The sequence below is a fragment of the Serratia quinivorans genome (assembly GCF_052113645.1).
Taxonomy (GTDB): Bacteria; Pseudomonadota; Gammaproteobacteria; order Enterobacterales; family Enterobacteriaceae; genus Serratia; species Serratia quinivorans_B.
This window is the reverse complement of sequence record NZ_JBIEIU010000002.1, coordinates 258,673-279,077: the sequence shown is the minus strand read 5'-3', so window position 1 is coordinate 279,077 and position 20,405 is coordinate 258,673. Positions and strand designations below refer to the sequence as shown.

At 49.2% G+C, this 20,405-nt stretch carries 20 protein-coding genes; 6 read left to right on the top strand and 14 right to left on the bottom strand.

Annotated features, from left to right (window positions below):
- Positions 1-199 precede the first annotated feature (199 nt).
- The 3 genes from ACGS9J_RS06680 to ACGS9J_RS06670 all read left to right on the top strand — a co-directional run bounded on the left by ACGS9J_RS06680 (position 200) and on the right by ACGS9J_RS06670 (position 3,644).
- Positions 200-1,000 (top strand): helix-turn-helix domain-containing protein, encoded by an 801-nt coding sequence (locus ACGS9J_RS06680; protein WP_442230210.1) that lies wholly within the window; start codon positions 200-202, stop codon positions 998-1,000.
- A 356-nt stretch (positions 1,001-1,356) separates the two neighbouring features.
- Positions 1,357-2,253, top strand: coding sequence for a PhzF family phenazine biosynthesis protein (locus ACGS9J_RS06675; RefSeq protein ID WP_442230209.1), 897 nt, complete (start codon positions 1,357-1,359; stop codon positions 2,251-2,253).
- A 251-nt stretch (positions 2,254-2,504) separates the two neighbouring features.
- Positions 2,505-3,644 carry a hypothetical protein gene (locus ACGS9J_RS06670; RefSeq protein WP_442230208.1) on the top strand — a complete coding sequence of 380 codons (1,140 nt, stop codon included), beginning with the start codon at positions 2,505-2,507 and terminating at the stop codon, positions 3,642-3,644.
- 917 nt (positions 3,645-4,561) lie between these two features.
- Here the strand turns inward: ACGS9J_RS06670 and ACGS9J_RS06665 are convergent.
- Both ACGS9J_RS06665 and ACGS9J_RS06660 read right to left on the bottom strand, forming a co-directional pair.
- A complete protein-coding gene (locus ACGS9J_RS06665; RefSeq protein ID WP_442230207.1) occupies positions 4,562-5,290 on the bottom strand; it encodes a LamG-like jellyroll fold domain-containing protein in 729 nt (242 codons plus the stop codon).
- A gap of 10 nt (positions 5,291-5,300) precedes the next feature.
- On the bottom strand, positions 5,301-8,372 hold the full coding sequence (locus ACGS9J_RS06660; protein ID WP_442230206.1) for a hypothetical protein: 3,072 nt from the start codon (positions 8,370-8,372) through the stop codon (positions 5,301-5,303).
- A gap of 123 nt (positions 8,373-8,495) precedes the next feature.
- On the opposite strand from ACGS9J_RS06660, the gene ACGS9J_RS06655 reads away from it, so the two are divergent.
- The 3 genes from ACGS9J_RS06655 to ACGS9J_RS06645 are packed head-to-tail and all read left to right on the top strand — an operon-like array spanning position 8,496 to position 10,049.
- A complete protein-coding gene (locus tag ACGS9J_RS06655) occupies positions 8,496-8,666 on the top strand; it encodes a hypothetical protein (protein ID WP_165283071.1) in 171 nt (56 codons plus the stop codon).
- A 37-nt stretch (positions 8,667-8,703) separates the two neighbouring features.
- The gene (locus tag ACGS9J_RS06650; RefSeq protein ID WP_442230205.1) at positions 8,704-8,967 is read left to right on the top strand and encodes a helix-turn-helix domain-containing protein; all 264 of its coding nucleotides are present in this window, start codon (positions 8,704-8,706) and stop codon (positions 8,965-8,967) included.
- A complete protein-coding gene (locus tag ACGS9J_RS06645) occupies positions 8,964-10,049 on the top strand; it encodes an acyltransferase family protein (RefSeq protein WP_442230204.1) in 1,086 nt (361 codons plus the stop codon). The genes ACGS9J_RS06650 and ACGS9J_RS06645 overlap by 4 nt, the downstream gene beginning before the upstream one ends.
- Before the next feature lie 23 nt (positions 10,050-10,072).
- Here ACGS9J_RS06645 and ACGS9J_RS06640 read toward each other — a convergent pair whose 3' ends face one another.
- From ACGS9J_RS06640 to ACGS9J_RS06585, 12 genes are all read right to left on the bottom strand, one after another.
- Positions 10,073-10,603, bottom strand: coding sequence for a gp53-like domain-containing protein (locus ACGS9J_RS06640; RefSeq protein WP_442230203.1), 531 nt, complete (start codon positions 10,601-10,603; stop codon positions 10,073-10,075).
- 48 nt (positions 10,604-10,651) lie between these two features.
- Positions 10,652-11,326, bottom strand: a complete 675-nt coding sequence (locus ACGS9J_RS06635; RefSeq protein WP_442230202.1) for a YmfQ family protein — start codon at positions 11,324-11,326, stop codon at positions 10,652-10,654.
- Positions 11,323-12,471: a baseplate J/gp47 family protein gene (locus ACGS9J_RS06630; protein ID WP_442230201.1), complete on the bottom strand. Its 1,149-nt coding sequence runs from the start codon at positions 12,469-12,471 to the stop codon at positions 11,323-11,325. Before ACGS9J_RS06630 ends, ACGS9J_RS06635 begins: the two co-directional genes overlap by 4 nt.
- Before the next feature lie 3 nt (positions 12,472-12,474).
- Entirely contained in the window at positions 12,475-12,912 is a 438-nt protein-coding gene (locus ACGS9J_RS06625; protein ID WP_442230200.1) for a phage GP46 family protein, read from the bottom strand.
- Positions 12,909-13,499: a phage baseplate assembly protein domain-containing protein gene (locus tag ACGS9J_RS06620; RefSeq protein ID WP_442230199.1), complete on the bottom strand. Its 591-nt coding sequence runs from the start codon at positions 13,497-13,499 to the stop codon at positions 12,909-12,911. Before ACGS9J_RS06620 ends, ACGS9J_RS06625 begins: the two co-directional genes overlap by 4 nt.
- The gene (locus ACGS9J_RS06615) at positions 13,496-14,569 is read right to left on the bottom strand and encodes a phage baseplate assembly protein (RefSeq protein ID WP_442230198.1); all 1,074 of its coding nucleotides are present in this window, start codon (positions 14,567-14,569) and stop codon (positions 13,496-13,498) included. Before ACGS9J_RS06615 ends, ACGS9J_RS06620 begins: the two co-directional genes overlap by 4 nt.
- The gene (locus ACGS9J_RS06610; RefSeq protein ID WP_442230197.1) at positions 14,566-15,969 is read right to left on the bottom strand and encodes a DNA circularization protein; all 1,404 of its coding nucleotides are present in this window, start codon (positions 15,967-15,969) and stop codon (positions 14,566-14,568) included. The genes ACGS9J_RS06615 and ACGS9J_RS06610 overlap by 4 nt, the downstream gene beginning before the upstream one ends.
- 36 nt (positions 15,970-16,005) lie before the next feature.
- Positions 16,006-17,916 carry a hypothetical protein gene (locus ACGS9J_RS06605; protein ID WP_442230196.1) on the bottom strand — a complete coding sequence of 637 codons (1,911 nt, stop codon included), beginning with the start codon at positions 17,914-17,916 and terminating at the stop codon, positions 16,006-16,008.
- A gap of 121 nt (positions 17,917-18,037) precedes the next feature.
- Entirely contained in the window at positions 18,038-18,328 is a 291-nt protein-coding gene (locus tag ACGS9J_RS06600) for a phage tail assembly protein (RefSeq protein WP_442230195.1), read from the bottom strand.
- A 1-nt stretch (position 18,329) separates the two neighbouring features.
- Positions 18,330-18,698: a phage tail tube protein gene (locus ACGS9J_RS06595; RefSeq protein WP_062790459.1), complete on the bottom strand. Its 369-nt coding sequence runs from the start codon at positions 18,696-18,698 to the stop codon at positions 18,330-18,332.
- 9 nt (positions 18,699-18,707) lie between these two features.
- A complete protein-coding gene (locus ACGS9J_RS06590) occupies positions 18,708-20,213 on the bottom strand; it encodes a phage tail sheath subtilisin-like domain-containing protein (protein WP_442230194.1) in 1,506 nt (501 codons plus the stop codon).
- On the bottom strand, positions 20,210-20,404 hold the full coding sequence (locus ACGS9J_RS06585) for a DUF2635 domain-containing protein (protein WP_442230193.1): 195 nt from the start codon (positions 20,402-20,404) through the stop codon (positions 20,210-20,212). The genes ACGS9J_RS06590 and ACGS9J_RS06585 overlap by 4 nt, the downstream gene beginning before the upstream one ends.
- Position 20,405 lies beyond the last annotated feature (1 nt).

Here is a 20,405-nt window from a genome sequence, read left to right as displayed (position 1 = left end):
AAGAAACCAAAATCAAATGTTATCATTTTTGGGGTAAATAATACCCTATGAAACTAATAATTCCGGTTAACAAATCAAGCAATAAATACGCATTTCAATTGGTAATTCCATTTGAATGAGAGCGTTTTTTAGGATGAATCTCAATGCCCCGTCAGCCTCGAATGTGTCACGATTTTCTTATCAGAAACACGGAGGTTTAATGGATTATCGAAAAGAAATAGTTTCTCAAGTCGTTGAGTTCATAGAAAACAACATCATTGAAGAGTTATCAATTGATAGACTGGCAGCCATTTCTGGATATTCAAAATGGCATTTGCAGCGACTGTTCAAAAGACACATTGGAATAAAAATTGGCACTTATATAAGACATCGACGATTGAGTAAGTCTGCGATTTTACTCAAGCAATCACAGGGGAATATTTTAACTGTTGCTGTAGCGTCAGGGTTCAGTTCTCAACAATGCTTTACCCGCGCATTCAAAAGATTCTTTGGTGAGACACCCAAAAAATTCCGATTAAAGCCGGAATGGGACTTTTCTAAACAATATCCCCCGTACATAAATAATGGGGAGTTAGACCACTATTATATCTCTCTCCCGCAAGACTTAGGGGTGGTTAAAACGTGTCATGCATTTATTTATCACTCAACGGGTAAAGACATCTCAATAAAAGACATTTCTAACAGTCATAAAAAGGGAATGCAGGGTATTTTTGACATTCACTGTTGCGCGCTTAATCAATGTTATTCCTCTTTTCGTGTCATGCTGACATCAGATGTTTTTTGCTCTTTAAACTGCCTTTACTTCCCCGCAGGTAAATACCTAATCCTGCCCTTTCGTGGAAAAAAAGACGAATACGTCACCTTTTACAAAAACATGTATGACAAACACCTCCCCTTTCTCAATGTGAAAATGAAAGATGAATTTGTTGTCGAATTATATCCAGATAATTATAGTGAAGAGCAGATTCTCAACGTAGAGATATTGGTTCCGATAATATAATTATGGAAGTTTACGGCTGGGGTAAGCCATGAGTAATAGCACATTGAATTTCATTTTGGTGTTCATTGCCTTATTTATTATTTTACATTTTTCGTATATTTAATAAACCGATAAAAAGAGAGTCGCATGACGGTATAAGACTGAAAAATTCCCGTCATCTTTTATGGTGAGCGAGCAAGGTTCTCGTTAGGTGGGTATGGACCCACCTAACGCTGCCGGCCATTGAAAACCAGATCAACAATTTGTTATTTGAATAAGGTGAGACATTAAGGGATACCCTGGCTGCAGATTGATAAATTGATGTAAGTCATTGAATAGAGCTATCATCAAGCTTTGTATATAACGGATTATGGCCAATGTTCAGAACAGATAATGTGATACCACGCGCCTACAAACAGGTGGATGTATTCACCACCTCGCCATTGCAGGGGAATCCCCTGGCAGTGGTTCTGGAGGCCGATGGGCTGAATGAAATACAGATGCTTTCATTAGCTCGCTGGACCAACCTTTCGGAAACGACGTTTGTTTTCAAACCGACTAATCCGATTGCCGATTACCAGGTGCGCATTTTTACCCCCGAAAAAGAGTTACCCTTTGCCGGACATCCGACATTGGGTACGGCCCATGCATTATTGGAGGCTGGGTTAGTGACCAAACAGCCGGGGGTGGTTATGCAAGAATGTGGAGTGGGTCTGGTTGCGGTCAATATCTTACCGGAAGGTACCCTGGCGTTTGCCGCACCAGCGGTCACGTTTCGAACGCTGTCTGTTGAGGAAAGGGAATGGCTGATGGCCGATTTTCAGCCTGCGGTGATTGAAACAGTTACGATGCCGGTGATTGCCGACATGGGCATTCGCTGGCTTATGGTTCGTATGCCAAACGCCCAATCCTGTCTGACCGTCACACCGGATCAACCCATGATTAAAAAGCTGCAACTGGCTTATCATGTTGATGGCGTGGTGATTTATGGTGCCTATTCATCGAGTGATCCAGCTGATTACGAAATGCGGGCGTTTCTGGTTGAACAGGATAAGTTAGTTGAAGATCCAGTGACTGGCAGTGCTAATGCGTGCCTGGCCCGTTTGTTGAAGGCCAATAATTTCCCCGACGGTGGCTTGACGGCACAGGGGTATCAAGTTCGACAAGGTACCCAATTGCGTCGAGAGGGCCGGGTTAATGTCCGTTTTATTCACGATGAACCCTGGATTGGTGGGCAGAGTTGTACGCTGATTAATGGCTGGTTGCACATTTAACGGTGGCAATAGCTCATTGATTACCAAACATTGTGACCGAGAATGGGAACTGCGCCCTACAGGGCTCGAACCTGTGACCTACGGCTTAGAAGTTCCTATAACCACCTTTTAAGCCATGTTGTCACGCGCCCTACACTTGACTCCAGGATAAAGGCCGACAAAACGCGGACAAAAACAGCTTTGTCATTGCCACCGCTGCGCCCTCTGCTACCATGTAACGACTTGTTACTTGTCTATAGGATTTGGACTGAATGAAAAAGGTAATAATTGCTACATTACTGAGTGTTTTGATTTCTGGGTGTGGTCAAAAAGAACTTTCGCCTGAGCAGCTGCAACAAGTCACGAGCTTAAAGACAGAATTAATTAAGACAGATGACGATATTAAGAATGCCACTAAACAGGATGAAATGTTAAATGGTGGACTGATAAAAAACCTAGTACACACAAGACTTGAAATTCTCCGAACCAACAAGGCCCTGATTCAACAGAGAATAAATGCGATTGAATCAGGTGCAAAAGTTGAGGTCGTCACAAACGCTGTTGCTCCTGACGCAAAACTTGCGGGAGAATTAGCAACTGAATTAGAAAATCTTTCTCATGAGATATCAGCAGCGAAAAAAGATGCAGAACAATATAATGGAGGGCTCATTGGGTCATTAAAAATGGCAACTATCGCCACTCAAGAGCAAAGTCAGGCGATGTTACAGCAGAGGTTATTGTCGGCAAAATATGGGTTATCACTACCTTCGGCTATCAACTCAGTAACTCCTGCATCAACATCTACATCCCAAAAGTCAGTTGTTGCTCAAGATCATGAGGCAAAAGAAGCCTTACTTCCTCCAGGCTCAGGTCCGTTAGGGCTACAAATTGGATTAACTAAAAAGAATATCGAAGATATGACTGGCGTTGAGTTAAAGAAAGTGCCAAATAGCTTTAATATTTACGCAACTGGCTTTGTTCCTAAAAAAAATGCTTATTTCGAAAATTATGGTTTAGTGATATCTCCTGAAGTTGGTTTGTGTCAGATTCGAGCCATTAGTAAAGACCTGAATACAGACAGTCATGGGCTTGTGTTAAAGTCTAAGGTTGAAGAAATTTCAGAGTCGCTTACTTCTATTTATGGTAATAGAAAGATTAATGATGTTTTGTTGCCAGGATCCATATGGAAGGATCCACGTGACTGGATGATGGGATTACTTAAAGAAGAGAGATTTTTCGGCTCTGAATGGAAAGGAACTAAAGCCCAGCCATTAAAGAGCGATCTACAGTCGATTGTAATCCAAGCGATGGCTGCAAGTGGTGATACTGGACGGGTTTACCTTAAATACAATTTTAAAAACATTGATGCATGTAGAAAAGAAGAAGAGAAACAAAAAAGTAGTTCGCTATAGCGACTTGCTAATTTAAAACCAACCACTCTATGGTGCAATGCCGAGCAGTTAAGGGTCGGTCAACCGATCCTTAAACTACGGCACTATAACGGCTTCCACTACAGGGAGCCGTTTTCTTATGCCACTTCTCAATGACTTGCTCGATTTCAGTGACCATACCCTCATGCCGCCACCTTCTGCACAACTTTTTGCAAAGCATCTTCCTGCTGAGTGGATACTGGACTGACCTCTCAACAGTGATTAGTTGTCAAATCAAGTGGGATCTCACCAGAAAAAAACAATAGAAACAGAGGTCAAAATCATAATCTGGGGGAGGGAATCATGAAAACGTTGGTTCAAAATAGGCATTTGTTGGTTCAATACGGAAAACAAATCTCTTATAAAACAACAGATTTTATATATCGAAGCAACTGAACTGCTGAACCAATGCACTTACTACGTACGTGAGATATTACTCTTCAGCTTGTTTCTCTTCGGGCATGTAGTGCAGGACATAAACGTTAATCTGTTGGCCATTCACTCTTGGAGACGTCCTCTGTTAACCGAACATGCGAGAAAAATTGACGAAGTCTTGGCGGGCAATGTCACTAATCTGGCACTTTTGGAAAGTGTAGCTGTTGGAGAATAAGCGTAACTGATTGGATCTAAATGGTACGCCCTACAGGGCTCGAACCTGTGACCTACGGCTTAGAAGTTCCTAGAACCACCTTTTAATACAGTCAGTTACCGCATCAGACCGCGCTCACACGTCCCAAGATGCAAAAACTTAGAAAACCATATCAACAGATGTGAAAACATCCCTGTCCCAAGTTTGTCCCACCCCAGTGACCATTACTCCATGACCATCCCCGGAGTGACACAATGGCAGCATCCCACAATCAAAGTTAAATAGCCGGGGTCCATCCCGGCACTATGGTTTAAATCAGACCGCGATCGGTAAGTACTTCCATGCCAACACTCATCATGCTGTCGCGCTGGTCTACCGTAAATACGCCATCGTAAACCGCGCTAAACGCAATATCACCGTTCATCGAAGATGTGGTACTACCATTTGGATCGCCGCCGATGCTCATAGGGGTGTTTAGCGTAGTATCCACAGGGAAAGATGCCCCAATATCGCCATATCGAAGGCCCAATTCACTGAATTGCACGTTGGCTTTCTTATTCACCGGATCAAACACCCCGGCAGCCACGTACCATTCTCCTACCACCGGCTGCGCGACGGTACCAACTGCAATGTTGCCAGTAGTACCCGATGGGAAAATGTACCCCATCAGAAGCTGGCCGCTGTAGTACAGGTTAAAGCCGTTGCCGGTACTGCGGTTGCTGAAAATGTTGATGTAGCGGTTCACCGCATTGAGGCGAAAAGCCGTCACGAACGAAACCGCGCCGTGACCTGTTTTTACAAAGTTAGTCTGTGAGGGTGCCGCACCATTGTCATAGTGAAGACCCCATGGCTGAACTTTTGCGCCGCCCGCTGAGACTTCGTAGCCGTTACCGCTGTTATCCAGTGGATTCAGCAGATCGAAGCTCGCGAGAACCGGCAGCGGTGCGCGGGTAATCAGCTTCCCCTTCACCGGAACATAATCGTTATTCCAATCGGCTGTTGGGATGATCGCGTTACAGAAAATTCGAGTGCCTGCCATATTTATTTCCTTAGGTCGGGATGTTTGGTGAGTGGGCAATGGTGCCACGGTTTCCATTGCCGATGCCGGTCAAAGTACCGGAGTACGTCGCGCCGTTGGCAGGATCGAACCAGTCGCAGTTGGCTGTCCGCACGCGATCGGCATCAAAGTACAGATTACCAGCGGCATCTGGGTAAAGCTGGATATCTGCACCAGTGACACGGCAGTTATTTTCTGTCGTGCCAACGGTAAATCGGGCCAGAACACCACCGTGAATATCGAATTCGGCTTTAACGCCAGGCGCATGGATAAGCATAGGCGAGCAGTTGATCAGCGTCACCTTCGGCACCCATGAGTATGCACTAGTACGATATGTCGCCCCACTAACCGGTGTATCCCAGCCGGATGTATTCCCCGGCAAATAGACCATTGGACAATAGTTGTTTTCGATCTCCGGGTTATTGATAACGCTCACGACGTTCTGCCCGAAAATATCGACGCTAGTGCCGTTAGGGCGCATTTTATTTCGGCTACCGAACGGGTTCTGAGCCATATCTGAACCACAGCGGAAAATAGCCATAGCGGCATTCTTATCCGTTGGTACGTTGATCGCAGTCATATCCTTGATGCTCACCAGCGACGGCAGGAACGTGCGGTTGAACGTACTGTAAATGTTTCTGTAGGCGCGGCAGAACGTAAAAGCAAAGTTATCAGGGAGTGAGGCAGACATTCCTTCTAGATCGAATACGATGTTTTCGCCAATAATCGTGTGTGGTGTCTTGGTGTTCACCCCATAATTCGCTACTGTGCCACTGTTCATGCGCACAACGTCGAAAGAAAGAATACCGGCAGCCCAAGCTGCGGTGATATTTCTGTCGAAGCGCACAACTAAATCACGCACGGTCAGCGTACAGTCACAGTCACCAGCGTAATCCTCACGCATGTTAATGAAGTAATCTAACCGATATTCCAACGCCTCAGCCTGGGTAGCCTTGTGTTGAGTGACCATGTAAGAGTTATCTTCAAACGTGTACTTCCCGCCACCCTGGAGGTAGACCTGCTTGCCTTTGAAGGCAGTGCGACTGATATTCACGTCGTAGCCGAACGAGTGGAAATCGAAGCGGTTCATGACAGAGCTATCGATGATGACGCGCTTCAATCCGTGGTGGCCCTGGAAGCCCCAGCCATACAGTCCATAGTACCCTTCCACGTGAATATCGATGCTGTTGCGGAAGCTGATGACATAAGCGCCACCAGCAGCCGACGGAATGCACTCAGCTGTTGCATTGCGGCAGCGAATATCGAACACACCATATGAACCCACTGCTACGCGGGATTCGACAACGCCGGTAGACCAGTTATGCATCACCAGGTCGTTGAGGTTCACCATCGAGCGCTCGATCTGGATGTTGACGAATTTTCGCCCATTGCCAGCTTCAAAGAAGGTTGGTGGGTTAAACGTCAGCCAGGCGTCTTCCTTCGGCTGGACCCACACTTCAACAACGGTACCATTCGGGATGTTTTTCACCAACTGGTCGCTCAGCGAGCCATTGCGCCCAATGCGCGAAAAATCTCGCAAGTGAACTTCATAGCGAGGGCTGCTCCGTTCGCCTGAGCGATAGAGCTCGACGGTTGAAGAAATAAAGGCCACCATGCCACCGCGATACTCGGAAAGTTTCGGCATTGGCAGGAAAGCGCTGCCTTTTCGCAGGTATGTCGAATAGGTAGTATTCAGCTCTGCCAGCTCGTCGGCGGTGAAATCAATACGGGCCTTGCCCTGAATACGATACATATACATTGGCTGGACGGAATTGTCGTAAACGCCATCGACGTTGCCCCAGTGCGCCTCGTCGGTGCCGCTTCGGTTACTCGTCACCACCGTGCACCCAGTTAAATCACATGGGGTACGAACGATAATTTCGTCAGCAATCCACAGGAATCGCCCGGTGTTCTGCACTACTGGCAGACTGTACTTGTTGGCGAATGCGTGACAGCGAACCATCGCCTGATCGGCAGCCGCCTGGGGTGCCAGTAATGCCTGTGCGGAGTTTTCGCTTCCCGTGCGAGAAAGCTTTTCGTATTGCTGATAGGTAGCTTCTGGGATGCGTGGTGCTCCAAACATATCGTATGATACATAATCAGCTTGTCGTACCCAGCGGCGGCCATCAACCCCGACCAGTACTCCACCGCCATCATCTGGTGAAGTCGAATCGGAGGCATCAACAACGAACCGACCATTGATGCGCTCGCCCACAACGTCACGCACGGTGGCGTCGCCAGTGTAGTTACGAATATCGTCATAACCCACCGCCGTATCACCGGGGGTAATCCCGCCAGCCTGCCCACCACCGTCGCCGCCCCAGCCAACCTTTGTCCCATCCTCTTTGACGCCCGCAATCACCACGCCATTAATAGAGTGAATGATAAACAGCCACCCTGGAGGGGCATTGTTATCAATAGTACTGCCCGAGAAATTCAAACCAGAATCGCCAGTTAAAAGGCGATCGATTACTCCGTTTAGTTCGATACCCCCGTCGGTATTCCTGATACGTAATTTACGAATGCCATTAGCTGACACCACATCAAACAGAGAGTCAGGTGACTCTTGCAATGACTCCGTACGTTTATCTGTGGATTCAGCGACTTCATATATTTCGTCTATATATCTTTTATTTGGTTGCGAGTTTATATACTCAGCAACACCGCCGTTGTTTTTATAATAATTGAAAGCAACCGTACCGCCAGTGGCATCAGGAATAGCAACGCGGAATGATTCCCCATCTGGCGTTCCAGCCAAGCCAGCAATCGTCCCGTCTGGGTCTTCCGGTGTAATGTAATAAGTATTGGCGTCAGCGATGTTCTGAGCGTTATCGGCGGCCTGGCTCGCCTTTGCTGCATAAATCTCTGCATCTTGCTGAGCGCCTATGATTTCATTAATACGTTCTGATACTTGTTTGCGCACGGTTGGAAATGGTTGTTGGAAACGATCGTATGCAACCTCTTGCTCACCATTCAGAAAATCATCGTAAGCAAGAGCGTTATCATTTAGATCCTTCATGCTATTAGAAGGACGAGGATTCCCGGTATTATGTCGTTGGGCCATAGTTAGTTCCATAGGGCCGTATAAACGGCTTAGATTGACTGTTGACAATTAGCACCAATGGGGCTATTATTTATTACATGAGGTAGCGGAAAGTCCGCAGCCCGACCCGAAAGGAAGAACGAGATGACCGATATGACCACCGCCGAGCTGGAAAAGATTCACGCTGAAATTGCAAAGCTAATGGCTGAAACAGCAAAAATTAACAGAGAAACAATGTGGTATCCGGTTGCAGTCGCCACAGGGTTAATCGGTGCGGTGGCAACAGTGACAACCATCATTATCAAATTTATTTAACAAGGAGCCCCGAAAGGGGCTTTTTGACAGGTGCAAAATGCGATTAATTAAAGAATACATAGCTCCTGCTCCAGAGGATCTGGAAAAATTAAAATCAGAGTTGGGGTATACTGGAACACAAATGGCTGATCTCGCTGGTGTAGCCAGCAATAGCCAGTGGCGCAAGTACACCGGCGGTGCTGAGCCGCGAGCAATGTCCCCACACATATTGTTTTTTATCGCTGCACAACTGGCCTTGAGCGCAGAAGAGCTAGACGCTATCGTAATGAAAATGAAACAAATTGGCGCTGACATAGCATGAGCAGAAGCCTTCCTGAAAAAATATACTCCCTTGACGTATTGCGAGGATTGGCAGCCATTTCCGTTGTTTTTTGGCACTGGCAGCACTTCTTTTATATTGGTGATAAGCCAAGTAATTTTATCGTGGAAAAACAACCACTCTATAATTACCTATCCATTTTTTATCTCCACGGAGATCTTGCTGTTGAACTTTTTTTCTGCATTTCTGGATTTATTTTTTACTGGCTCTACTCTAAAAAAATCTCGAAAAAAGAAATTGGCGTTGTAGAATTCACCATAAATAGACTAAGTCGTTTATATCCATTATATATACTTACCTTTATTTTAGTTGCAATACTACAATTTTTTTACATCAAGTCACATAACTCTTTTTTTGTTTATCAATTAAATGACATATACCATGCTATATTAAACATTCTTATGATTCCCGCTTGGGGGTTGGAGTCCGGCTGGTCATTCAACGCTCCCGTATGGTCAGTTTCAGTAGAGATCATGCTTTATGCAATTTTCTTTATAACTTGTCTTATGGGTAAATGTCGATACTATCTTATTCCATTCTTCATGCTTTCTGGGTTTTACATCTTCCAGTTTAATTATAAAATTGGCATAGGGCTGTACGCATTTTTTTGCGGTGCTGCAGCATACACTATTATTGCATATTTAATTAAGAATATAGGCAGCAAGTTTTCCGCAGTCATTAGCGGATGTTGCATGTTTATTGGATGGGCCTATATTTTTTACTTTCAAACTAATAATGCATTCATTGTGACCGCTTTAGGATTTACTAGTTTAATTTGTTTTTTAGTGTGCATTAGTTGTGAAAGTGAGGGCTTATTTAAAAAAATTAATTGGATTGGTAATTTAAGTTATTCATCCTATCTTATCCATTTCCCACTGCAAATTATTTTCTCATTATCAAGCGACTTCCTTGGCTTTGAGCGAAGCGTATTTTACACACCAATTAGTTTAACTTTATTCATGGCCACCCTTATACTCACAAGCATAGCCACTCATAAATTTTATGAAATGCCGGCCCAGAAATACATTCGTAATAGTTTATCCGCAAAACGTGTCTTAGCATGATAAATACAGCATGGGTGTACCTGCTAGTAGCCAAAGGACATCCATGTAAAACCATTCGATCCTCTAACCACCTTGCTATCATCCAAATCAAGTGAGTAACTTATCATGTCGAACCCGGTCAGCTGGTAGTTAGTGTTATCCACATTTGCCCCGATCATTGTATTAGCATTAAATCTGTTTGTTGGTGTTACTATCACACTAAATACCATAATTTTATATGGAGTTGGAAATAAAACACGTTTACTACCGTCGATTCCAGCAATCCCATTACCCCACTGAATAATTAATCCAGAAGGTAATTCCTGATGGCCGTTTGCAGCTAGCAAAGCAGGAGTTTGATCTTTGTTCGTTTTCTTTATGGCTTTTAGCAACTGCCCATCGTCTGTAGGTTCGAGAGCAATCCCACTGCCCTCCACTACATTACACATTTCTCTTTGCCACGTATTGAAAATAGCCGCTTCAAGAATGGTCGGTGGTACCCCTTGAGCCACATTACCATTCGTAAACTCTGAATTTTGGTCTGCTGTTTCTGTAACACTACCAACTTTTTGCATGACAAATCCTCGCTAATGAAACGATTAATAATGATGATTAAATGGGTTTTAAATATTTCCTGAGGCTATATCGAATATTTCGGCAAACTCAGAGGTCACGTTATAAACACCTTCGTCGTTAAAACCGAAATTAATGTAACCGAATTTCACGATGGTGTGCGACGGTGCTAGGGCGTTCATGCGACATTCAAGCTGCCGATTCCCCCAAGAACGCAGCGGATCACCACAATAACTCATTCCCGCACGCGCGTAGGTAATTGTGGTTTCCTCAGCCTCAACAAGCCATACAAATGGCCAGTCATCGCCGTTAAGCCCATCCCCACAGACAGAAAGACCCGCACGCGCCTGGCGGTATTCGTTGATCGTGATGTTGTAACCCAGCGCCCGAGCGATACTGACAAAGTACGTCCTGGACTGGCCGCCCGTACTGATGAATTTTGACACAACTGCCGCCTGCCGTTTGGCAATCGTGTCTACCTCACCAATAGAACAATCATCTGGCAGGCCGAGAGTTTTCTCCCACTCGGTCAATAGGATCGTAGCAGTTTCAGGAAAAGCGCCGACTAAAAGCGCTATCGCATCATTGTCACTGTGCAGGAAGGCATTTGCTAATGCCCGGATCACTGCCGCCTGGACACTGTCTGGATCACGTGGCCACGCCAAACCGGTTGGTATCAACGCCTGCAGCGCTTGCTGGTAATTTTCAGCGGTAAACTGGCTCATGTATAATTCACCTCACCGCGTACTGGCAATTCCCCCACGCCAAGCTCAATATTCGCCGTCGGCGAAACCAGGATAAAGCCGGCGGTACCATCAATGTCCCCGATCGCCCTGTTCAGATCTGAAAGAAAAATCTTACCGGTACCGTCCGGCGTGCCTCCTTCAAAAAAAACGTTGTCGATCGCAGCCGCAATGGCCGCGGTGATAGCGCTGCCAACATTACTGATCCCACTGATTTCAAAATTGACTGATTTGGCCACGGGAGAACAGACATAAACCAGGGCGGTCACCGGTGCCAGCGGGTAGATATAATCCGCTACGCGCCCCTGGTCCCCGGTCGCCTTTTGCGCCCCCCAGCTGTCAAACTGGGATATGCCGTCAGTCCCAACAGGAAATCCATGGTTGGTTTCATCGTTGCCGTCGCACATGATGTAGACCCCAACGGTGCCAGCGCCCATCAGCCGCCGTTTAGGCCAGCAGCGCGTAACACCAGGCACAGCCAGCGCCCATTGCTCGTAATCCGTGTCACTGCCGCCCTGCGGCGGATTTTGGTATGCCAGCAACATCCGGGCGCGCAAACTTTCCTGCGTTTCAATATCAGCACCACCTGTTGCCGGATCCATCATTACGCCGCTGGCGTCGATGCCAGGCAAGGAGATATCAAGCGTCAGAGTGGTTCCGGCATCGGCATTTCCGTCAATACCGCCGCCCGTTGGGTCGTCGATGATGTCGGGAAGTAAAGCCGTCAGTTTACCGTACCCTTTCCCGGCGGCACCGATAACCACGTCATCATCCAACCGATAGCGGTAACCGTCACCACGGCGTAACACTGCGCCTTTGCTTACCGGCGCTGCCACTGTGCCGCTGAACTGATACGATGGGGTTGATGCCGGGTTTGCGGCATTCTGGTAAACACTTTTCAACCCGGCCCAGCCGGACAACCATTCGTCCGTTGCGTTAAAGGGGGTGGCCTGCAGCGCGATATAATCCAGATAACCGTAATGCAGATGCGCCAAGCCGGCATCGGCATCCGCCAGCACCCGCATATTGGAATAGCGCAAAAGTGATCCGGTCTTACGGAGTTCTGATTGGAGCTGTGTGCGGTTCTTCTCACGCAGCTCAGTTAATGTAGGCCGCTTGAATGGCATAATTTATTGCTCCCAAACCCAAAAGAATCGCATATCCGTATCGTCACTACTCCCCGGCCTCTGATAGCGGATCACCATGTTAAGACGGCGGGGATAAACGATTTGAGTAGCGACAGAGAACGACGACACCACGCCATCAGTCACCAGCCATTGCAGGGCCTCTCGGGAGTATTCTTCTGCCTTTTGCGCGACCGACTGCGTCAGTTTCTGCCGCCTCAGCAACCAGAGGCGGGAGCCAATATCATGCTCCTCGTCCGCATCCCCCCACCAGCCCCGGCGATCATCACCATCAATATCGTCATCATCACGAGCAACGCGATCGGTAAAAAGGCTGATAATGATCGAGGTCTGCAGATCATCACCATTCATCAGATCGCCGTGGCCCTCACGCCAATCCGCCGCCAGCCGTTCAACGTCCCAGAAAGAACTGATATCACTCATACAACAGGCTCCCCGGGTTTCTCGCTGGTTTTCTCTTCGTTGCCGCCCTGGACATTTTTCACGACGTGATCATGATCATTGTGGCCATCACGCAGCTGTTTCAGCGTGGCGGTATTACTTTCGCAGTTATCGATAACGTCACCTGTCACCTCAAGACGTGGCGTTTCGAGTCGAATTTTCTCTGTTGCCGTGACCGTAACCGTTGTTGCGTTTCTAACGGTCACCGGTTTGTCATTCGCTTCAACTTCAATGCCGTTCTCGGTCAGCTTTATGAACATGCCCCACTGGTTATAAATGACCGTCTCACCGGACTTTAAACCAGACTGCCGGTATTGCTGGTTGTTGCTGGCCACAATCACGGCGCTGGAGCGATCCCCGCCCAGATAAGCGAGCACAACATCAGTACCCACCGGCAGGCCTGAAGAAAAGCCGAATTCGGCCATTCGTGGCGTTCCGCCACGCACTTCCAGCGGCGTCTGATACTGAAGCTTTTGAATGCCGCCGGCGTCGCTGTGCGCAGTGATCCGGCCAATGCCGAGCATCATGGAAACGCGGCGGCCGAGCTGTCTCAAAATATCGCCACTCATCTATTAAGCTCCTGCACTTGGCTGTAAAATTGATAAGGTTGAACCGCGAACGCCTCAGGCGGCATGAGTACCATCCTCGCCGTTGTCCCCTCCCAACCATTACGAATAAAGGTCACTTCAGATAGGAGCCACAGCTCATCAGGGAGTTCGAACTTAGGGATCTTGATGGGGATGAGGGTATTGGGTTCCCACAGCTTGCCGTCCTTGTCGCGCCAGCTATCCACCGTCACCTGCAGTTGCCGGGAACGGCCATAGCGTCGGTTCATTTCCCAGTCGATGCAGTTTTGTGCCTGGCCATGGGAATTCATTGTGCTTTCAACAATGATGATCCGGTTGCGATACCGCATTTTGGCCGCTTCAGGATCTCGCGCTTTGGCCAGAGTTACCGCTGAATACCCACTGTCAGGCGACAGTTCCATCGCGGGGGTCATCGACATCGATACGCCGACATAGTCGGAGAATCGCTCGTCCATCGAGTCCATCAGTGATGCGTTTTCGATATTCTCACCCTGTGCCACGCCACTGGCTGCCTTGCGGGTGCCGACCCGGGTTAACCGCAGATCGCCATCAGGGGTATCGAAATAGAGCAACGCCGCCCACCGACTGATCCTGTCGATGATTTCTTGTGACGATTCCCCCCAGTTCAATGTGAATTGCGGCACCGTCACCAGATCAGTCACGTCAGAACTCACCTTTATGCCGTAGGGCGCCGCCAGACGCTGAGCTATTTCCAGTGCGTTGGCTTGGCTGATGACGTTATTGGGCCACTCTGCAGAGCAATCGACCAGGTCCTGGCATTTGTTCCGGCCGGTTGCCCTCACTTCATGCCGCGATTTAGATAGCGTCGGAGACCACCGATCGATGTAGCCCGTTATCACCAAATCATTGCCCAACATGACCTGGCACGCGTCGCCTTTTTTAACCAGTTGCTTTTCGTTTGTGCCTGGGTAGTAGTCCATCAGTGACAGATCAAAATCAGAAGGTAAGCGTTCGATACCCCGCGTCACCCTGACCTCATCCCACCCCTGAATGATTTTGTTTCCCACCTTCAATATCAGCTCGTCTTTCATTTTCGCAGTGCCCTGAATTTCACCGGCATAAAGGCTGGGTGCCGCGGCTGAACCGACTGAACCAACTCATCCCCGCGTGCAGCATCCTGGTAAAGGCGATTGGCAAGCGTCAACGCTGGCAATGAAGCGGACATAACAACTTGGGTAAGCGAGCTCAGTTCCGCACCCTTCTGCCCGTATGCATTGACGAGGGCGTTTCGGGTTTCCAGCAAATTGAGATAGTCATCATCGTCGCCGGCATCGGCCGCCATCAGTAAAACGTCATCCAGCGTGCCGCAGACGCGGTTTAACATCAAAATAGCATCGTCATAGCTTGAGGGCTCATAGTCTGCCGCCACCACAGCCAGGGCGCCGGCGGATAAAACGCAGAGCAGGATCGTGGCACTTTGAGCAATGGCATTTTCAGAATCTGTCGCGTAAAACGTCGCGTTTCGGTATGAGGCCAAGGATTCCAGCATGCGGATCTTTTCCTCAACGCTGCCACTTACCGAAATCACCTCATCAATGATCGCCCTCGCATCGACAGGAAAAGTATCGACTGCGGTCACACTCTCGAAGGTTGCAGTGAGGGTCAGCAACTTTGCACGGCCAGTCACCGCCGCCGCCATTTTTTGATGAACCAGCCCAGCGTAATCCTCGGTGTCCTCTGCCCGGTTAATCGCACCGGTAGAGCCGGAGACCCCACCGCCCACACTCCCTTTGCTATACCTGCCATAGCGGGCGCTGCCGAAGGTGGACTTCAGAACATTGCTGAGGTTCGTCACTTCGTTGGCCGTGCCTTTCACCATGTTTCCCCAAAACGCTGCCGTGTTTCGCAGTGTCTTGATGGTTTGGGTGACGCTCCTGATCTCGCCCTTCACCGTTGCGATAAATTTGGTGGCTGCCATCAAGCCGGTGCGTAGCCAATTGGTTTGAACCAGGGAAGCAGCCTGTGTGCTGCCGGTAATGGCGAAAACCTTCAGGCCGGACTCAATGAGGGTGAGTGTGAATTCGAACGATCTCCCGTTATCCACACTTTCCAGCACGCGCAGGCCACCATCAGGAACGCTGACCGTGAGTTCACCCAGCGTCGGATGGATCAGCGTGCCAGCCCCCTCCATTTCACAGGCGGCCACCAGCGAATTTCGCTGAGTGATAACATCAGGCGCGTCATACGCCAGGCTGTTATGCACAATGAAACCGCGAATGGTCATTTTTCGGGTGCCGCGGCCCAGATCTTCCACCCAGGCAGTATTACGGTAGGGATATTCATGCACCGCCTGTCGGCGGCCAAACACCCCTTCAGCGCTGACAACAGCAAAAGGTATGCCACGAAACGACGCAGGGTGAATATGCTCAAACCAGTCCCAACTTTCGCCACTGCCCAATAGTGAAGAAAGCGCATCAGTGATCAGAGCCATCATCCCTCCTGAAATAAAAAAACCGCCGAAGCGGGCCTAACTGAGTGATTGCATGGAAAGCGCTACACGCCCTCCACCATCCGTTTGCACTTTTCGGCGTTCCCCGGTCTGAGGATTCACCAGCGTAATTTCCAACTGGAACTTATTCTCATCAATAGCCTTAGTCATAGCCTCAGTTATTTGGCCTACAGCCTGGTCTGTGTGCTCTTCCGGCGAAAACAATGAAGGCTGATTCGATGACGTGTCCTGTACCTGACCTGGTGCCGTTGACGCAGGAAAGACCGGATTGTTTCTCGGGTTCTGTTGCCAAAAGTCAAACGCGCCAGACTGACGCTGATCGAACAAATTGTTCTGGTCACGTAGGCCGCTCCACCGCACATCATTCACAGAATCATTGATCCCTTTCGAAATATCATCCCGTGTGTACGGCTGAACACCATTTTCATGCTTGATGATGGCGGGAATTAGCTTCTCAAGCACTTCGGGTGAATGAAGATTTATGCGATCACTTGGATTAAAACCAGTTTGCTTTGAAACAGCATCAATATATGCCTGAGTTTTATTTTCCGACCTGGGCGCATAAGTGTGAATAATCCCATTCAGTGTATTGTTCCCACGATCTCCATAAAGCTGGAGTTGACGCGATAGGGCCGCAAGTCCGTCTTGAGGGGATGAAAAGGTAGAGAAGCCCCCATTTTTTCCTGTGGCATTGGGTGCCGCTCGCAAATTACCCGGGTTATTATTCCGTAAACCAAGCGCATTATTGCCCTGTTGCCCGTAGGGAGTTTGGCCAGTTTCGGTATTGATATTTCCAGCCAGCGGTGTGGTGGCCTTTTCCAAATCTCCTTTCAACCGATCAGCACGCCACACCGGCTTGTAATACCCATCGAGCTTTTTGATCAGGTCTTCTGATGCGTAACCCAGTTTTAAATCCAGCTTCTCTTTCCATGAAAGCGTGTCTTTAAATTTATCGTCGCCCTGCGCATTGCGTATAATATCGGCCTGTTTTCCTCCACGGTTAAAGGTCAGGATCGACCCGACCGCCGTACTGTCCAGCCCGTTAGACATCACCTGCTTTATCTGGTCTACCGATGCCGCCAGCGTCTCAGATTGCCCCAACCACGCCTGCCCTTTCAGCAACATCCCATCATAGGCTGCCCCGATCTGGTTCAGTTGCTGCTTAAACGCCAGGGCGTTCTGCAGATCCTTATCGCTAAAAATAAGACCGTCACGGCGGGCCTGGTCTTTCAGGCGCTGCACTTCACTGGTGGTGTTGCGCAAATAGCTGAGCAGTTCAGGCGAAAGCCCCAGCTTATTGGCAAACAACGCTTGCTGGCCGGATGGCAGCGACTGCATGGAGCGATTGAGATCGTTAACCAGCTTGCCAACGTCAGCCAACCCATCCTTGGTTAGGCTAATGCCCACTCCACGCTGCTTCAGGAGTGCCAAAAATCCGTCATTACGACCATGTGCTGCATCGTTCGCCTTTTCAAATAGATCGCCAACTGAACCCTCGGCAGCTTCTCGTGCGCTACCGTTCTCAATCATGGCTCCAGTCAGTTCCTGAAAGGCATCAGCCGTCATATTGACGTTTTTGGCGATGGTATCGATGCGGTAACCGGTGTTGGCAAAGTTTGTCAGGTTGTTTTTGACGACATTGACGACAGCCGCCGCGCCCCCCAGCCCCAGGGTGAGCCCTCCCACCATTTTTAGTGGAGGAACCAGATCACCGATGAACTGAACACCACTGCGGGCATTTTTTGCCAGGACGTCAAAGCTACTCCCAAGGCCGTCCAGATTATCTCTCGAATCCTGACCACCCAGAGCCAATGCATCGCGTGTTTTATCTAGGAGCGGGTTGAGGTTTTTTACCACCTCTTCAATACGCAATATCGCGGCCGACGCCTCGTCATTAGCCTTCAGCTCAAAATCGAATGAGTTGGCCATTACTTGCCCGCCTTCGCTTTGTTGATACGACGGGCCTGGTCAGCCCAAAAATCCAGCCGGGTACGGGTCAGAGACCACGCATCGCGTGGCCCCCATCCGTAATACTTCGTCACCTCAGCGGCTAACTGTTGCCATCCGTCGAGGGATCGAAGGTTAAAAAAGACATCAGGAAGTCCTCACATTTCCGGTAATCGGTAAATGCCATGGCGCCTAACGCTTTTTCAGTCACCCCCGAGTTCAGCGCGATTAATAGTTTCATTGCGGCCATACTGTTTTTGGCACGCTGCAGATCATAGAACTGTTCCACCTCTGCCAGCGCGGGTTCTTTCAGATCCAGGTGCTCATAACGGGTATCGCCAACTGTCAGCGCCTGGCAGAGCACAATCGTTTTGGTTTTATCAAGTACCGCCATATCAATACTCCGTTACCGAGCCGCCTTCCCAGCGAACATCAAACACCGCTTCTTCGCTATCGACATCTTGCGTATTCACGGACCACATATTTTCGCCAATGATGGTTTTCCCGTTCGCCAGCTCAACGACAACAGAAACATTGGTTGAGTCGTTGATCTGCGCGATAGACGTGCCGCCACTGTCACGCGCCTGGTAAGAAATGAACGGTGCCCGTGGTTTTTCCTTATAACCATGGACAGTATCCATCCCCGTCAACGTGGTACGTTCCACTTTACCGGGGCTGTACTTGAACTGGCCAGCGACCATGACCGTTAGCCCATCGATGGTGACGTAAGCGGTACCGGCCAGGCGGTTAGTTGTATCTCCCATAAATCCCCCTTAGGCTGCGGTCTGCGCGCGACGCCATTGATTGAGTAGTGCGAAAATTTCCAGCTGGTCGATCAGCGTGCCGGTCCACAACACATCGATGCGCTTGGTGTTACTGCTGTTCCGTTCCACCAGTAACGTCTTGGCGAATGCCGCTGAGTCCTGCACATAACCGTTGTATTCCAGCGTGCGATACTGGGCAATCAGTTCTGCGCGGATCACATTCGGCGTAACAATGGCCGAACCCGGCGCAAATCGCGTGCCATCATTGGCCAGCTTCATGCGGCTGAACTTGGAGGTGATCTGAGTGCGCAGGAAACGTGTCACAAACATCAACAGGAACAGCGTCTCGATATTCAGATAGCTATCGTCCGCGTCGCCAAACTTGTTTTTCTGGTAGGTGGTGATCGTCTTTTCAACCTGCACAGAGCCGTCATCAGCCACAGTGAAAGTCGAAATGCCGCTGTAGAGCAGGTTGTTGCGTTCCGTGAGCGCAAAACGATCTTCCAGCGGCGGCGCCAGAACACCGTTGATGGTCAGCGTTTGTGTCGGGCGACCCGGATCATTACGCAGGCTAGGCGCAATGGCACCGGTTAATGCGGGAGCCCACAGATAAGCAGGTGTCGGTGATCCTTTGATACCCAGCAAGGTTTCATGTTGGTTATTGCGGGCTTCACCGGCAGCAGAAAGGGAACCGTAGGTACCCGCCAGAGCGCCGAAAGAATGCCCATAAAGCTGTTGAGCGTAGGACCAGCGGCCAGTGGCATCGGAAAGGAACTCTTTCATGGCATCCAGTGACACGGTGTCCGTGTACGGATTGACGATAAAGTCAAAGGCCCGATCCTGCAGGTTACCCAACGCATCCGTCAGTTCAGGTGCGCCAGCCCCCGAGGCCATTGGTGTAATTTTCAGTTCCATACCTTGCGGAGTTTCTTCTCCGCCGGCCGCCTCCAGATAATTCAGACGAATATCGATGCTGTTACCGTGCGCACCTTTGTTTTTCGCCGTCAGGTTCACCGTATCCGTTGCTGTGACATCCACGACAGCAGTAACCGGCAGCTTGCTTTGACCGTTGATCAACACTGCAATGGCGGCCGCCACAGCAACTTTGTCATCAGTGCTGACCACCGTCAGTTGCACACGCACGCCAGCAATGTAGAGAGACAGCACCCCGGTAGCGGCTGCAGCTGTGACTACCTGTAATTTTCCGGTCGCTGCCGTGGTTCCCGTGGAGCCATCAGCCAGAGGTAGGATCCAAAGCTCAGCTGAAATGTCATTGGCCAGATACGCGGTCATCATGTTGTGCAGCATTGAACCGCTGCCGCAGATGCCGGCGACCGCCGAATCAGACGATACTTTTTGCGGGATACCAGGCGTTGCAGTTGCTGTAGGCAGCATTTGCCCGATCAGCAGCGTGCGCTGAACTGCGGTCGCCGTGTTGGCCATCGAGTTATCAAACTCGGCATAGAAAAATGGCGCGCGCTGATTGGAGGGAAGGCGATTAAATGGAACGGTCATTGATCATTCTCCTGGTTTTTCTTCCCTGCAGCTGGTTTTGCTGTCGCGTTCGGGTCGAATTTCTCAACATCGCCATCCTTCAGGCGGCGCCCCCAAAAAATATCATCAGGCACCTGTTCGCCGGATTCAGGCAAAAAGGTGCCCTTGACCGGATCGCGCACAATGCGCCCCGGTACGGGTTTCACAAACATA